Annotated in this window: 13 protein-coding genes; 8 read left to right on the forward strand and 5 right to left on the reverse strand. The window is 58.7% G+C overall.

Annotation, left to right across the window (positions count from 1 at the left end; genetic code table 11):
* Nucleotides 1-305: 305 nt before the first annotated feature.
* Entirely contained in the window at nt 306-1,682 is a 1,377-nt protein-coding gene (locus ACA061_RS15360) for a pyridoxal-phosphate dependent enzyme (RefSeq protein WP_115147322.1), read from the forward strand.
* Nucleotides 1,679-2,851, forward strand: coding sequence for a cystathionine gamma-synthase (locus tag ACA061_RS15365; RefSeq protein WP_497299544.1), 1,173 nt, complete (start codon nt 1,679-1,681; stop codon nt 2,849-2,851). The genes ACA061_RS15360 and ACA061_RS15365 overlap by 4 nt, the downstream gene beginning before the upstream one ends.
* A gap of 526 nt (nt 2,852-3,377) precedes the next feature.
* Here the strand turns inward: ACA061_RS15365 and ACA061_RS15370 are convergent.
* Entirely contained in the window at nt 3,378-4,376 is a 999-nt protein-coding gene (locus tag ACA061_RS15370) for a bile acid:sodium symporter family protein (RefSeq protein WP_497299545.1), read from the reverse strand.
* Nucleotides 4,377-4,460: 84 nt separating this feature from the next.
* Here ACA061_RS15370 and ACA061_RS15375 point away from each other — a divergent pair, with 84 nt between their 5' ends.
* Together ACA061_RS15375 and ACA061_RS15380 are read left to right on the forward strand one after the other, a co-directional pair.
* Nucleotides 4,461-5,249, forward strand: coding sequence for an AraC family transcriptional regulator (locus tag ACA061_RS15375; protein WP_497299546.1), 789 nt, complete (start codon nt 4,461-4,463; stop codon nt 5,247-5,249).
* A gap of 136 nt (nt 5,250-5,385) precedes the next feature.
* Nucleotides 5,386-6,360: a TerC family protein gene (locus ACA061_RS15380; RefSeq protein ID WP_210699857.1), complete on the forward strand. Its 975-nt coding sequence runs from the start codon at nt 5,386-5,388 to the stop codon at nt 6,358-6,360.
* Between the two features lie 116 nt (nt 6,361-6,476).
* Here the strand turns inward: ACA061_RS15380 and ACA061_RS15385 are convergent, their stop codons facing one another.
* Nucleotides 6,477-7,577, reverse strand: coding sequence for a polyamine ABC transporter substrate-binding protein (locus ACA061_RS15385; RefSeq protein WP_150602779.1), 1,101 nt, complete (start codon nt 7,575-7,577; stop codon nt 6,477-6,479).
* A 337-nt stretch (nt 7,578-7,914) separates the two neighbouring features.
* Nucleotides 7,915-9,354, reverse strand: coding sequence for a purine-cytosine permease family protein (locus tag ACA061_RS15390; RefSeq protein ID WP_497299547.1), 1,440 nt, complete (start codon nt 9,352-9,354; stop codon nt 7,915-7,917).
* A gap of 324 nt (nt 9,355-9,678) precedes the next feature.
* Between ACA061_RS15390 and ACA061_RS15395 the strand changes: the two genes are divergently transcribed.
* The gene (locus ACA061_RS15395; RefSeq protein ID WP_047301703.1) at nt 9,679-10,164 is read left to right on the forward strand and encodes a flavin reductase family protein; all 486 of its coding nucleotides are present in this window, start codon (nt 9,679-9,681) and stop codon (nt 10,162-10,164) included.
* A 209-nt stretch (nt 10,165-10,373) separates the two neighbouring features.
* Nucleotides 10,374-11,417, forward strand: a complete 1,044-nt coding sequence (locus ACA061_RS15400; RefSeq protein WP_210552935.1) for an LLM class flavin-dependent oxidoreductase — start codon at nt 10,374-10,376, stop codon at nt 11,415-11,417.
* Between the two features lie 94 nt (nt 11,418-11,511).
* On the opposite strand, the gene ACA061_RS15405 is transcribed toward ACA061_RS15400, so the two are convergent.
* Entirely contained in the window at nt 11,512-11,961 is a 450-nt protein-coding gene (locus tag ACA061_RS15405) for a winged helix-turn-helix transcriptional regulator (RefSeq protein WP_150602783.1), read from the reverse strand.
* 184 nt (nt 11,962-12,145) lie between these two features.
* Here ACA061_RS15405 and ACA061_RS15410 point away from each other — a divergent pair, with 184 nt between their 5' ends.
* Both ACA061_RS15410 and ACA061_RS15415 read left to right on the forward strand, forming a co-directional pair.
* Nucleotides 12,146-12,964: an alpha/beta fold hydrolase gene (locus ACA061_RS15410; RefSeq protein WP_497299548.1), complete on the forward strand. Its 819-nt coding sequence runs from the start codon at nt 12,146-12,148 to the stop codon at nt 12,962-12,964.
* Between the two features lie 163 nt (nt 12,965-13,127).
* Nucleotides 13,128-13,751, forward strand: coding sequence for a glutathione S-transferase family protein (locus ACA061_RS15415; protein ID WP_497299549.1), 624 nt, complete (start codon nt 13,128-13,130; stop codon nt 13,749-13,751).
* A gap of 6 nt (nt 13,752-13,757) precedes the next feature.
* Here the strand turns inward: ACA061_RS15415 and ACA061_RS15420 are convergent, their stop codons facing one another.
* On the reverse strand, nt 13,758-14,255 hold the full coding sequence (locus tag ACA061_RS15420) for a winged helix-turn-helix transcriptional regulator (protein ID WP_497299550.1): 498 nt from the start codon (nt 14,253-14,255) through the stop codon (nt 13,758-13,760).
* Nucleotides 14,256-14,338: the final 83 nt, after the last annotated feature.

Raw genomic sequence — 14,338 nt, forward strand, 5'->3', positions numbered from 1 at the left:
GCTGATCCCTGTGGGAGCTGGCTTGCCAGCGATGAGGCCCGGACACTCGACATTGATGCTGGCTGACCCACCGTCATCGCTGGCAAGCCAGCTCCCACATTTTTTCTGTACAGCCCTCGAACTCGCATGGCCCTCCTCCCGTTGATAACGCCCCGCCCCTCGGCAAATTCAGTTCTATAGTTAGATCAAAATCGCTGAGCTTTTCAGCCCACTGGGTGGTTGCGGCAGATCCCTTCACGGCCTATGTTGCAGGCGAGCTTTTCCCCGCGAATGGAACGCGATCCATCACCAACAAGAGGTGAAGAATGTCGAAGGAATCCCGCCCTGCCGTACTTGGGCTGATAGGAAATACGCCGCTGGTACAAGTGACCCGCTTCGATACCGGCCCCTGCACACTGTTTCTCAAACTCGAATCGCAAAACCCCGGCGGCTCGATCAAGGACCGAATCGGTCTGGCGATGATCGACGCCGCCGAACGCGACGGGCGCCTCACTCCCGGTGGCACCATCGTCGAAGCCACCGCCGGCAATACCGGCCTGGGCCTGGCACTGGTCGGCCGCGCCAAGGGTTATCGCGTGGTGCTGGTGGTTCCGGACAAAATGTCCACGGAAAAAGTCCTGCACTTGAAAGCCATGGGCGCCGAGGTGCACATCACCCGCTCCGACGTCGGCAAGGGTCATCCCGAGTATTACCAAGACGTCGCCGCGCGGTTGGCGAAAGACATTCCCGGGGCATTTTTTGCCGATCAGTTCAACAACCCGGCCAATCCGCTGGCCCATGAATGCAGTACTGCGCCGGAAATCTGGGCGCAAACCGAACATGATCTGGATGCAATTGTGGTCGGCGTCGGCTCGGCCGGCACCCTGACCGGACTGACCCGTTTTTTCAAACGTGTGCAACCGGATCTGGAAATGGTTCTGGCTGACCCGGTCGGCTCGGTGATGGCGCAATACAGCCGCGACGGCTCGCTGCCAACCCCCGGTTCATGGGCGGTTGAAGGCATTGGCGAGGACTTTATTCCGTCGATCACCGACCTCTCCAGCGTACGCCATGCCTACTCGATCAGCGACGAAGAAAGCTTCGACCATGCCCGTCAATTGCTGCGTGCCGAGGGCATTCTCGGTGGGTCATCGACCGGCACCCTGCTCGCTGCCGCGCTGCGCTATTGCCGCGAACAGACCGAGCCAAAACGCGTGGTGAGTTTCGTCTGCGACACCGGCACGCGCTATTTGTCGAAGGTCTACAACGACCAGTGGATGACCGATCAGGGCCTGTTGCAGCGCAAAGGCTATGGCGACCTGCGGGACTTGATCGCCCGACGTTTTGAAGACGGTCGTGTCATCAGCGTCGGCCCCGATGACACGCTGCTAACCGCCTTCCAGCGCATGCGCCTGGCGGATGTCTCGCAACTGCCGGTGCTGGTGGAAGGCAAACAACTGGTCGGCGTGATCGACGAATCGGACATTTTGCTGGGTGTGCATGAGGACGCCGCACGCTTCAGCCAATCGGTCTCCAGCGTGATGACCGACAAACTGCAAACCCTCGCGCCCGACGCCCCCCTCGCCGAGCTGGAATCGGTGCTCAGCCGTGGCCTCGTCGCCATCATCGCCGACGCTTCGGGCTTCCATGGCCTGATCACCCGCGTCGACATGCTCAACCAATTACGGAGATCCCTCGCATGAGTCAGCAGGACAACAATGCCCAAGGTTTCGCGACCCGGGTAATCCATGCCGGGCAAGAGCCCGACCCGACCACCGGCGCGTTGATGCCGCCCATTTATGCCAACTCCACCTACCTGCAAGACAGCCCAGGCGTGCACAAGGGTTTCGATTACGGGCGCTCGCACAACCCGACGCGTTTTGCCCTTGAGCGCTGCGTGGCGGATCTGGAAGGTGGCACCCGGGCCTTTGCGTTCGCCTCCGGGTTGGCGACGATTTCCACCGTTCTCGAGTTGATCGACGCCGGCTCGCACGTGATTTCCGGCAACGACTTGTACGGCGGCACCTTTCGCTTGTTCGACAAGGTGCGCCAACGCAGCGCCGGGCACCGCTTCAGCTACGTCGACCTGACCGACCTGTCGGCATTCGAAGCGTCGTTACAGGACGACACGCGCATGGTCATGGTCGAGACACCGACCAATCCGCTGCTGAGCCTGTCGGACCTGGCCGCCATCGCGCGCATCTGCCGCGCACGGGGGATCATCAGCGTGGCTGACAACACTTTTGCCAGCCCGTATATCCAGCGCCCGCTGGAGTTGGGTTTCGACATCGTGGTGCACTCGACCACCAAGTATCTGAACGGTCACTCCGACGTGATCGGCGGGATCGCCGTGGTCGGGCAGAACGCCGATCTGGCCGAGCGCCTGGGCTTTTTGCAAAACGCGGTCGGTGCGATATCCGGGCCGTTCGATGCGTTTCTTACCTTGCGTGGCGTGAAAACCCTGGCGCTGCGCATGGAGCGTCATTGCAGCAACGCGCTGGATCTGGCGCAGTGGCTGGAGCGGCAACCGCAGGTCAAACGCGTCTACTACCCCGGTCTTGAATCGCATCCGCAGCATGAACTGGCCAAACGGCAAATGCGCGGTTTCGGCGGGATGATTTCCGTGGACCTGAACAGCGATCTGGCCGGCGCGCGGCGCTTTCTGGAGAACGTGAAAATCTTCGCCCTGGCAGAAAGTCTGGGCGGTGTGGAGAGCCTGATCGAGCATCCGGCGATCATGACGCATGCCACCATTCCACCCGAAACCCGCGCGAAACTGGGGATTGGCGATGGCTTGGTACGCCTGTCGGTGGGGGTTGAGGATGTTGAGGATCTGCGGGAGGATTTGGCGCAGGCTTTGGCTAAGATGTGATTCTTTGAAGGGGGCTGCATCGCAGCCCAACGGGGATAAATCCCCTCGCCACAGGGGTAAAAGACAAAGCCCGCACAATGCGGGCTTTGGTGTTCGAGTAGGTGGCCAGTGCTGGTCTCTGGCTTACAAGGTTTATCAGGCTTCTCACAGTACCGGGCCAAATTGAAAAGGTAGTGCCTCGGCTGCTTCACACGGCATAAGGGCTGGATCTCAGCGCGGAGATCTTTCTAACCGTGTACCCTTCGGAACGCGCCCCACGTCCCCTTGCTATCCGTTTGCGCATCAGTCTGCGTCTTCACCTACATCATTGAGCCTAGCAAACGGTCGCAGCGCTGCTGCGGTGTTTTTAGACTGATTTCCTTCTTGTCGCCGTTTGCAAGGAAGCGAAACGCCTATTAAGTCGCAACGCCCCTCACAAAATGCTGATCCCCCATGTAGGAGCTGCCGAAGGCTGCGATCTTTTGATCTTAAAAACAACATCAAAAGATCGCAGCCTGCGGCAGCTCCTACAGGCGACGGTGTGGGGTTATGGATCGACTTGCGCCATCAACTCCGGCACCGACTCCGGTCGTTTCGCATAGCGCTGTGCCAACACCGCGCAAACCATCAATTGAATCTGATGGAACAGCATCAGCGGCAGGATCAGCACACCAATGGTGCTGCCGGCAAACAATACCTGCGCCATCGGCACGCCAGTGGCCAGACTCTTTTTCGAACCGCAAAACAGAATGGTGATGCGGTCTTCCTGACTGAAACCGAAGGCCTTGCCCAGCAACGTCGCCGCCACTAGCACCAGTGCCAGCAAAATGCAGCAGACCACTACCAGCCCAAGCAACTCGATCAGCGGGATCTGCTGCCAGATGCCTTCGTTGACTGCCTCGCTGAACGCGCCGTAAACCACCAGAAGAATCGAACCCTGATCGACAAACTTCAGCCAGTTCTTGTTGCGCCCCACCCACGCGCCGATCCAGCGACGGGCAATCTGACCGACGATGAAGGGCAGTAGTAACTGCATGCTGATTTTCAGGATCGCATCGAGGGTCGAACCGCCGTCACCATGGACGTCGAGCAGCAGCGTCACCAGCAACGGCGTGAGGAAAATCCCGAACAGGCTCGATGCCGCCGCACTGCAAATCGCCGCCGGAATGTTGCCCCGCGCCAGCGAGGTGAAGGCAATCGCCGACTGCACTGTTGCGGGTAACGCGCACAGGTAAAGCATGCCCATGTACAACGTGTCGCCGATCAGCGGCGACAGCAGCGGTTTCAGCGCCAGCCCCAGCAGCGGGAACAGCACGAAGGTCAGGCCGAACACCAGCAAATGCAGGCGCCAGTGACCGGCTCCGGCGATGATCGATTCCCGCGAGAGTTTGGCGCCGTGGAGAAAAAACAGCAGCGCGATGGCGATGTTGGTCAGCCAGCCGAAGCCGACCGCGACCTGACCGCTGGCGGGCAGGAAACTCGCCAGTAGCACGACGCCGATCAGTGTCAGGGTGAAGTTATCGGGCAGGAATCTTGGGCGCGTCATGGTGTGTTCATCCGGGGGTTGCCAGTGCGTGCCGACGACTCTAACGTGAGCGGGAATTACCGACTAACGCCGAAGAGCCTGCAGATGCCGTCTAAAGGACATGAAAAAAGCATACGACGCAGCATTCCCGGGCTGCCCAGCCTGCCGCGCCCGCTGTACGGACGCACTGAATCCCTGCCCAATCGCGCACTGACCCGACGTCACAGCCATCCGTGGGTGCAATTATCCTATGCGATTCAAGGGGTGCTTGAGGTCCAGACCAGTGCCGGACGCTTCGTTGCCCCGCCTGAGCGCGCCGTATGGATTCCGGCCGGTGTGCCGCATCGGGTATTCAGTTCGCCGCACACTGAAATGCGCAGCCTGTATATCGATTGCAGCGTTGCCGGTTGGGCTGTCGAGCATTGTCATGTACTCGGTGTCAGCGATTTGCTGCGCGAATTGATCCGCGCCTTCAGCCTGGTTCCCGTGGAATACGATCAGTCCGGCCCACACGGACGGCTGGCCCAGGTGATCCTCGATCAACTCGCCGAAGCGCAACAGATCGATCTGATGCTGCCGCTGCCCCAAGACGCACGCTTGCAACAGATCTACCAGAGCCTGGAGCAGCATCCCGAACAGCAAACCACCCTGAGCCATTGGAGCGAAAAATTCGGCGTCACCGAAAAGACCCTCACGCGCCTGTTCCTGCGCGATACCGGCCTGACCTTCCGCGCCTGGCGCCAACGCTTGCGCCTGCTCGGAGCGCTGACACCATTGGAAAAAGGCGAACGCGTTACCGACGTCGCACTGGCCTGCGGCTACGACTCGACGTCGGCGTTTATTGCAGCGTTTCGTCAGCAGTTTGGGGAAACGCCGGGGGAGTTTTTTCGCTGATCCGCGATCAGCCACGGGGCCGACACTTCGTTAATAACGAACTCTAACCCAGAAATAAACGATTTTTCTTTCGCCCAAACTCGTCGCTAGCATGGCCTCGTCTGACCCTAATACAACCAGAAAAAGGGAGCGTGACATGCCAGAAACGAACATCAATATCGGCGAACCGTGGATGTGGGGCGCCTTCATCGTCTTCGTACTTGCGATGTTGGCACTGGATCTTTTTGTGTTCGGCGGGCGCAAGGCGCATCGGGTTTCAGTGCGCGAAGCCTTGGCTTGGGTGATCGCCTGGTGCTTGCTGGCGTTGAGTTTCGCAGGCCTGCTCTGGTGGTATCTGCACGGTGAATTCGGCGGCGAAATCGCCCGGCAGAAAACCCTGGAATTCCTCACCGGTTATCTGATCGAGCAGTCGCTGTCGATCGACAACATGTTCATCTTCGTGATGATCTTCAGCTACTTCGCCGTGCCGCCGGAGTTGCAGCGTCGTGTGCTGCTGTACGGCGTACTCGGGGCGATCGTGATGCGCGCGGTGATGATTTTTGCCGGAGTGTGGCTGGTGTCGCAGTTCGAGTGGCTGCTGTACGTGTTCGGCGTGTTTCTGATCATCACCGGGATCAAGATGCTGGTGTTTGCCGATCAGCAACCGGATCTGGAGAAAAACCCTTTGTTGCGCTGGGTGCGCGGGCATTTGCGCATCACCAGCGGCTTTCATGGCGAACGGTTTTTTGTCCTGCAAAACGGCGTGCGCTGGGCCACGCCGATGTTTCTGGTGCTGGTGCTGATCGAGGCCAGCGACTTGATGTTCGCGGTCGACAGCATCCCGGCGATCTTCGCCGTCACCACCGACCCGTTCATCGTCTTCACCTCAAACATCTTCGCGATCATGGGCCTGCGGGCGCTGTACTTTCTGCTGGCGGACATGGCTGACCGCTTCCACCTGCTCAAGTACGGTTTGGCGATTGTGCTGGTGTTCATCGGCGGCAAGATGACGTTGATGCCGTGGTTTCATATGCCGGTGGAATGGTCGTTGGCGGTGGTGGGTGGGGTGATTTTTGGGTCGGTGCTGCTGAGCCTGATCACGACCCGAGACCCAAAACGCAGCATTCAATGACACCACACAAAAACCTGTAGGAGTGAGCCTGCTCGCGATGGCGCCAGACCATTCAAAGTCGATGTTGAATGACATAACGCTATCGCGAGCAGGCTCACTCCTACAGGGAGGGCGGGTTAATTACCGGATTTGATGCTGGTCCAGACCCGGGTGCGTACACGCTCAACCTTTTGCGGCAATGGCTGGACGACGTAGAGGGTTTTCAACGCCTCGGGGGTCGGCGTCAGGTTCGGGTTGCCCGTGATTTCCTTGTTGATCAACGCCATCGAATCCTTGTTCGCATTCGGGTAACCGAGGAAGTCACTGATCGGCGCGATGACCTTCGGATCAAGCAAGGTGTTGAGAAACTCATGGGCCTCGGCGACGTTCTTCGCGCTCTTGGGAATCGCGAACGTATCGAACCAGATCGGCGCGCCCTCCTTCGGCAAGCGCCAGTCGACCACCACACCATTGCCCGCCTCTTTCGCGCGGTTGCCGAACTGATAGAAACTGCCGGAGTAACCGATGGCCACGCAGATGTCGCCGTTGGCGATGTCCGTCATGTATTTGGCCGAGTTGAAGTAGGTCACGTACGGACGAACCTTGAGCATCAGCTCCTTGGCTTTTTCGTAGTCGGCGGGGTTTTGGCTGTTCGGGTCGAGGCCCAGATAATGCAGGGCCAGCGGCAGAATTTCCGTCGGCGAATCAAGCATCGCCACACCGCAGGATTTCAGCTTTTCCATGTTCTCGGGCTTGAACACCAGATCCCAGCTGTCCACGGGCGCATTCTCGCCCAGCGCCGCCTTGACCTTGGCCGGGTTGAAGCCGATCAGCACCGTACCGACCATGTAGGGCACGCCGTACTGATTGCCGGGATCGTTCTTGCCCAGCAGCTTCAACAGCTCAGGGTCCTGGTGCTTCCAATTGGGCAACTTCGACTTGTCGAGTTTCTGAAACACACCCGCCTTGATCTGGGTCTCGAGGAACTGGTTCGACGGCACCACCAGATCGTAACCGGAGTTACCGGTCAGGAGTTTGGCTTCCAGGGATTCGTTGGTGTCGAAGGTGTCCCAGGTCACTTTGATGCCGCTTTGCGCAGCGAAATCCTTGGGCACCGCCGGCAGGATGTAATCCGCCCAGTTATACACCCGCAGTTCGCGCTGCTCGGCCTGGACCGCGCTGGCCAGCAGCGTCAGTCCACACACGGTGGCACCCAGAATACGTTTCATCGTGACCATGGTTGTTTTCCCAAAATGCGACGTGAGTTCGATGGTTTTTATGTTCTGTACACGGCAGTGGCTTTAAAGATAGCCAAGGGTAAAAAGGTCTGGCATTTCGTTGTGGTTTTGATTCTTGCCGACCACGTAGATGGATCACAGTGGGCGACGGGCCAAAAGGGGATCGATATGGCCAATTTGAATGTCCGCCGGGATGCGGAGGGAGGATGTATAGCACCGCTGTAATACTGTTCAGTCGCAAACAGTAGAAGCCAAGAGTCATTGTGGCGAGGGGATTTATCCCCGTTGGGCTGCGAAGCGGCCCCCTTCATCTAAAAGGGCGCCGCGTTCGCCAATTTTACGACTGCTTTGCAGCCGAGCGGGGATAAATCCCCTCGCCACTGCCCAACCTGGCCGCCCTGCTCTGCTGAGTCTTGCTGCGCGTCGCCAGGCAGTAATAAAGCGGAACCGTCACCACAAGGCCAACCAGCCACGACAAGTCCGCACCGTCGACCAGATTGGCGTAAGGCCCGACGTACAACGAGGTGTTGGCGAACGGCAGCTGCACGACGATGCCGATGAAGTAAGCGACGATCGCGTGCAGGTTGAAGCGCCCGTAAATGCCGCCATCAGCGCGAAAAATCGAGGTGATGTCGTAGCAACCGCGCTTGATCAGGTAGAAGTCGATCAGGTTGATCGACGCCCACGGCACCAGCACCAGCAACAGCGCCAGAATCAGGCCGATGAACTCGGAAATGAAATCCGCCGACGCACCAAGCGCCACCACGCAGCAACCGACAAGGATCACGCTCGACAGCACTACGCGCACTTTGATGCTCGGCGTCCACTGGCTGGCGAAGGTCTGGATCGAGGTGATGATCGACAGCACGGCGCCGTACAGATTGAGGGCGTTGTGACTGATGATGTTGAGCAGGAACAGCACCATCAGAATCGGCCCCAGCCAGCCGGTGGACTGCTTGACCGCTGCCATTGCTTCGGTGCCATCCGGCGTCGCCAGCACCGCTACCGCGCCGAAACTGAACGACAGAATCGTGCCCAGCGTAGCGCCCAGATAAGTGGCCCAGAATGGCTTGGCGATACCGATATCCGCCGGCAGGTAACGCGAATAATCGGACACATACGGCGAGAAACTGATCTGCCAGATGATCCCCAGCGACACCGTCGCCAACCAGCCAGACAGGTTGAAACTGCCGCGAGTCAGGAAATCCGCCGGCAAGTCATGAGCGAAGATATAGATGAAACCGGCCAGCAGCGCCCCGCCCATCACCCAGGTGCCAATGCGGTTCAGCGTATGAATGAAGTTGTAACCAATGACGCCAATCGCCGTAGCCGCCAACGCACCGATAAGAATGCTCAGCGGCGCCGGCACCGCAGGCGCGATGCCGACGATTGATTTACCCGCCAGTACAATGTTGGAAATGAAGAAACCGATGTAGATGATCGCCGCAAAGAACACGATCAACAGCGCACCATAACGGCCGAACTGCCCACGGCTCTGGACCATCTGCGGAATGCCCATGCGTGGGCCCTGCGCTGACGCCAAAGCAATCACCACGCCGCCGATCATGTGCCCAAGCGCAATCGCCAGCAGCCCCCAAAGCAAATCGAGATGGAACACCTGAACCACCATGGCGCCGGTGACGATGGGCAGTGGCGCAATGTTGGTGCTGAACCAAAGGGTGAAAAGGTCGCGGGCCTTCCCGTGGCGTTCCGCGAGTGGGACGTAGTCGACCGTGTGATTCTCGATCAACGGATCTTGCCGGGACATCTGGGTCATATCTATGGACTCGAGTTTGTCTGTTCTTATCGTTGTATGAAGCCAAACCGGGGGAGCTTCGTGGCCGCCCCTCAGATGCAGACCATATTATGGTATTCCAAATATTCCACAAGACTGATCCGTAGTTTACGAAGCGATCTGATACACCATCCTCGCTGATCCCGCGGTCTTCAGGTCACTGGAAAGCCCAATAAACGTTGAGTTTCCGACGAAAGCACGACGTTTATCGATTCAGCTTGAAAGCCCTTGCAAAGAACAAATACTGGTATACCATCAGACCAATAAACACATAATAATCGCGTCACAACATCCGAGGACTGTCCAATGATCGATGCCGCCATCTACAAACAAGTCATGGGCTCGTTCCCGTCCGGCGTAACCGTCATCACCACCCTGGACGATGACGGCCAGATTGTCGGGCTGACCGCCAGCGCCTTCAGCTCCCTGTCGATCGATCCGGCCCTGGTGCTGTTCTGCCCCAACTACAGCTCCGACTCCTATCCGGTACTGATCAAGAACAAACGCTTCGCGATACATGTTCTGTCCGGTGGCCAGCAAAGCGAGGCCTACGCTTTCGCCCGTAAAGGCAAGGACAAGGCGCAGGGCATCGAGTGGACATTGAGTGAGCTGGGCAATCCGATCCTGGCCAACGCGACAGCGGTGATCGAGTGCGAGTTGTGGCGTGAATACGAAGGTGGCGACCACGCGATCATGGTCGGTGCGGTGAAGAACCTGATCGTGCCCGAGCAGTGCGCCGGTCCGCTGGTGTATTGCCACGGCAAGATGGGCGCCCTGCCCGTCCTGGCCTGATCGAACATTTTCAGTCCTGTAAAAATGAACTGAAGGCCCCGTCTTGCTCGCGCGAACCTTGTAGGAGCTGCCGCAGGCTGCGATCTTTTGATCTGGTCTTTAAAGCAAAATCAAAAGATCGCAGCCTTCGGCAGCTCCTACAGAGTTCGCCGTGAGCTAGCGATGGCACAAAATTTTGTAGCCACAACAAAAAGATCCGAGGAAACGTCATGAAATTTTCCCTGTTCGTACACATGGAACGCTGGGACGAAAGCGTCAGCCACCGCCAACTGTTCGAAGACCTGACCGAACTGACCCTGATGGCCGAGGCCGGTGGTTTCAGCACCGTGTGGATCGGCGAACACCACGCCATGGAATACACCATCTCGCCGAGCCCGATGCCGCTGCTCGCCTACCTCGCGGCCAAAACCACCACCATCCACCTCGGCGCCGGCACCATCATCGCGCCGTTCTGGCATCCGCTGCGGGTCGCCGGCGAATGCGCGTTGCTCGACGTCATCAGCAACGGCCGCATGGAAGTGGGCCTGGCGCGCGGTGCCTATCAGGTTGAATTCGACCGCATGGCCGGCGGCATGCCCGCATCAAGCGGTGGCCAAGCCCTGCGCGAAATGGTCCCGGTGGTTCGCGCCCTATGGAAAGGCGACTACGCCCACGACGGCGACATCTGGAAATTCCCCACCTCCACCAGCGTGCCAAAACCGATCCAGAAGCCCAATCCACCGATGTGGATCGCCGCCCGTGACCCGGACTCGCACAACTTCGCCGTCGCCAACGGCTGCAACGTGATGGTCACGCCTTTGATGAAGGGCGATGAAGAAGTGCTCGACCTGAAGAACAAATTCCAGACCGCGCTGGACAACAACCCAGATGTACCGCGCCCGCAATTGATGGTGCTGCGTCATACCCACGTGCACACCGCAGACGATCCTGAGGGCTGGAAAGTCGGCGCTAAAGCGATCTCGCGTTTTTACCGCACGTTTGATGCTTGGTTTGGCAACAAGGAAACGCCGGTCAATGGCTTCCTCGCCCCGAGCCCGGAAGAGAAGTTTGCCGGGCGTCCAGAGTTTGAACTGGAGAGTCTGCACAAGACGGCGATGATCGGGACGCCGGAAGAGATCATTCCGCGGATCAAGTACTACCAGGAACTGGGGGTGGATGAGTTCAGTTTCTGGTGTGACAACAGCTTGCCGCATGAAGAGAAGAAGAAGTCGTTGGCGTTGTTTATCAAGCATGTGGTGCCGGCGTTTCGCTGAAAACCTGGCAGAAAACCAGAACTGAAAAGGGGAGAATTCATCAGGATGAACGCTCCCCTTCTACTCCGTCGAAGACGCTGGTAACGACGGTTTTTCAGTGCTCCACGCCGAACCGGGTCGCTACCTCGTTCGCCGCCAACACGCGACCGTCCGCGGCCTTCAATTCAAGCTTGCAGAGCGGTTGGCGATTCTTTGCATCGACCATCACCGATCCCGCCTCTCCCGGCTCGTACATAAACTCGCCGCCCCACTGCGACAGCGCGACAATTACGGTCTGCAAGGCTTTGCCGCGCTCGGTCAGCACGTACTCCTTATAGGCGCCCCCATCGGCCGCCGGCACCGTTTGCAGGATGCCCTGCTCCACCAGCGCCTTGAGGCGGGCGCTGAGCATGTTTTTGGCGATATCCAGATTCTTTTGAAAATCGCTGAACCGGCGTATGCCCTCCAGCGCATCGCGGATGATCAGCAATGACCACCAGTCACCGATCAGGTCCAGTGTCCGGGCAACCGGGCAGGCATTGCCCTGCAGGCTTTTGCGCTTCACGTCAACGTACTCCCTCAAACCAGTGATCGGCCTTGTGGCTCAGGGTTGCATCATACAACCCTGATGCTGAGATCCAACCCAGCACCTGCATACAAGTGACCCGTTGCGATTGCGTGGATAGTGAAGGCTGCCTTTTCGGCAATCCATGCACGCCCTTCGAAAAACCCTGACGCAAGGAGTTTCCATGAGCACGTTCACCGCACAAGACGGCACCGAAATCTATTACAAGGACTGGGGCAGCGGTAAGCCCGTGCTGTTCAGCCACGGCTGGCCACTGGACGCCGACATGTGGGAATACCAGATGGAATACCTGAGCAGTCGTGGCTATCGCACCATCGCTTTCGACCGCCGGGGTTTCGGTCGCTCCGATCAACCGTGGACCGGTTACGACTACGACACCTTTGCCGATGACATCGCGCAACTGATCAATCATCTGGATCTGCGTGAAGTGACGCTGGTGGGTTTCTCCATGGGCGGCGGTGATGTCAGCCGCTACATTGCCCGGCACGGCAGCGAGCGCGTTGCCGGGTTGGTATTGCTGGGCGCGGTGACGCCGCTGTTCGGCAAAAAAGCCGACTTCCCGCAGGGAGTAGACACGTCGGTGTTCGATGGCATCAAGGCCGGTCTGCTGAAAGATCGTGCGCAGTTCATCGCTGACTTTGCCGCGCCATTCTATGGCACCAATCAGGGTCAGACCGTCTCCGATGGCGTGCTGACGCAAACCCTGAACGTCGCGCTGCTGGCGTCGCTCAAAGGCACCGTGGACTGCGTGACTGCCTTCTCGGAAACCGACTTCCGCCCGGACATGACGAAGATCGATGTGCCGACGCTGGTGATTCATGGCGACGGCGACCAGATCGTGCCGTTCGAAACCACCGGCAAACAGGCCGCCGCGCAGATCAAAGGGGCTGAACTCAAGGTCTATGCCGGCGCACCGCATGGTTTTGCAGTGACGCATGCGCAGGCGTTGAATGAGGATTTGTTGGCGTTCCTCAGCCGATAACCCAGGTCAATCAGACCTGACACTAACCTGTGGCGAGGGGGTCGGCTCCCTCGCCACAATTAAAGCGTCATTCTCAAGTGAAACAGCATCGCCTCATGCGGGCCTTCTGCATTGCGCTGTGGTATTTGTTGACGGTCTACAAATACCGGGAGAGGGACATCCAATGCTGCGAATTCTGGGCAAGGCTTCATCGATCAACGTGCGCAAAGTGCTGTGGACCTGCGCCGAACTGCAGATCCCGTTCGAGCGTGAAGATTGGGGCTCGGGCTTCAAATCCACCGACACACCTGAATTTCTCGCACTCAATCCCTGCGCCATGGTGCCGGTGATTCAGGACGGCGATTTCACCCTGTGGGAATCAAATTCGATCATTCGTTATCTGGTGGCCCGTTATGACGGTTCGCACCTTTATCCGGCGGATGCGCGCGAGCGTGCGCGCATCGATCAGTGGCTGGACTGGCAGCCTTCGGAGCTGAACCGCTCGTGGTCGTATCCGCTCATGTCGCTGGTACGCAAATCACCGGACTATCAAGACCCGGAGGCATTGGCCGCTGGATGCCGGGCGTGGTCGCGCAACATGGAAATCCTCGACCGGCAGCTGGAAAAAACCGGCGCTTACGTCAGCGGCGAGCAGTTTTCCCTCGCCGATATCCCGATTGGCTTGTCAGTCAATCGCTGGTTCGAGACGCCACTCGCGCATCCGCACCTGCCAGCGGTGAACGCCTATTACGAGCGCTTGAGTCAGCGTCCCGGTTACCTGCTTTACGGTCGCAACGGCACGCCGTGATCAACGCTATTTCGCCTTGAACGCCTCACGCCGCGCCTGCCGTTCGGCGGCGTAGGCTTCTCGCGGTTGGCTGATCAGGTCTGCGCGCCGCAGAGGTTCGCCGCAGTGATCGCATAGCGGGCCCAAACCTGCGTCGTGATCACAGGTTTTGTGGGTCATGTTGACTGCCACTCCCTCTTCCGGTGCCTTGCACCAGGTTTCTCCCCACGCCCGCAACGCAATCAACACCGGATAAAACGCCTCGCCTTTCGCGGTGAGGTGGTACTCGTAGCGTTTTGGCCGCTCGTTGTACAAACGACGCTCGACCAACCCGTCTGCCTCCAGATTTTTCAGACGGGAGGCGACCATCTGCGGGGTGCCAGCGGTTTGCGCCTGGATCTCGTCATAGCGATGGCTGCCCATAAACAACTCGCGCAAAACCAGCACTGTCCAGCGGTCACCTACGATTGCCTCCGCTCGCGCCACCGGGCACAGCGTGTCAGGCGGACTATCGTTTATTGCCATCAGGGCTTGCCTCTTTCATCATTACTATGATTATCATATCAACATGGCAGCGGGACAAGCCCTGCGCACCGTTCAATCTCTTT

The sequence above is a fragment of the Pseudomonas sp. LBUM1668 genome (assembly GCF_059695715.1).

Bases quoted from the DNA above. Each gene is read 5' to 3' on its own strand.
- ACA061_RS15360 (WP_115147322.1), top strand. From the start codon at position 306: ATGTCGAAGGAATCCCGCCCTGCCGTACTTGGGCTGATAGGAAATACG.
- ACA061_RS15365 (WP_497299544.1), top strand. From the start codon at position 1,679: ATGAGTCAGCAGGACAACAATGCCCAAGGTTTCGCGACCCGGGTAATC.
- ACA061_RS15370 (WP_497299545.1), bottom strand. From the start codon at position 4,376: ATGACGCGCCCAAGATTCCTGCCCGATAACTTCACCCTGACACTGATC.
- ACA061_RS15375 (WP_497299546.1), top strand. From the start codon at position 4,461: ATGCCGTCTAAAGGACATGAAAAAAGCATACGACGCAGCATTCCCGGG.
- ACA061_RS15380 (WP_210699857.1), top strand. From the start codon at position 5,386: ATGCCAGAAACGAACATCAATATCGGCGAACCGTGGATGTGGGGCGCC.
- ACA061_RS15385 (WP_150602779.1), bottom strand. From the start codon at position 7,577: ATGGTCACGATGAAACGTATTCTGGGTGCCACCGTGTGTGGACTGACG.
- ACA061_RS15390 (WP_497299547.1), bottom strand. From the start codon at position 9,354: ATGACCCAGATGTCCCGGCAAGATCCGTTGATCGAGAATCACACGGTC.
- ACA061_RS15395 (WP_047301703.1), top strand. From the start codon at position 9,679: ATGATCGATGCCGCCATCTACAAACAAGTCATGGGCTCGTTCCCGTCC.
- ACA061_RS15400 (WP_210552935.1), top strand. From the start codon at position 10,374: ATGAAATTTTCCCTGTTCGTACACATGGAACGCTGGGACGAAAGCGTC.
- ACA061_RS15410 (WP_497299548.1), top strand. From the start codon at position 12,146: ATGAGCACGTTCACCGCACAAGACGGCACCGAAATCTATTACAAGGAC.
- ACA061_RS15415 (WP_497299549.1), top strand. From the start codon at position 13,128: ATGCTGCGAATTCTGGGCAAGGCTTCATCGATCAACGTGCGCAAAGTG.
- ACA061_RS15420 (WP_497299550.1), bottom strand. From the start codon at position 14,255: ATGGCAATAAACGATAGTCCGCCTGACACGCTGTGCCCGGTGGCGCGA.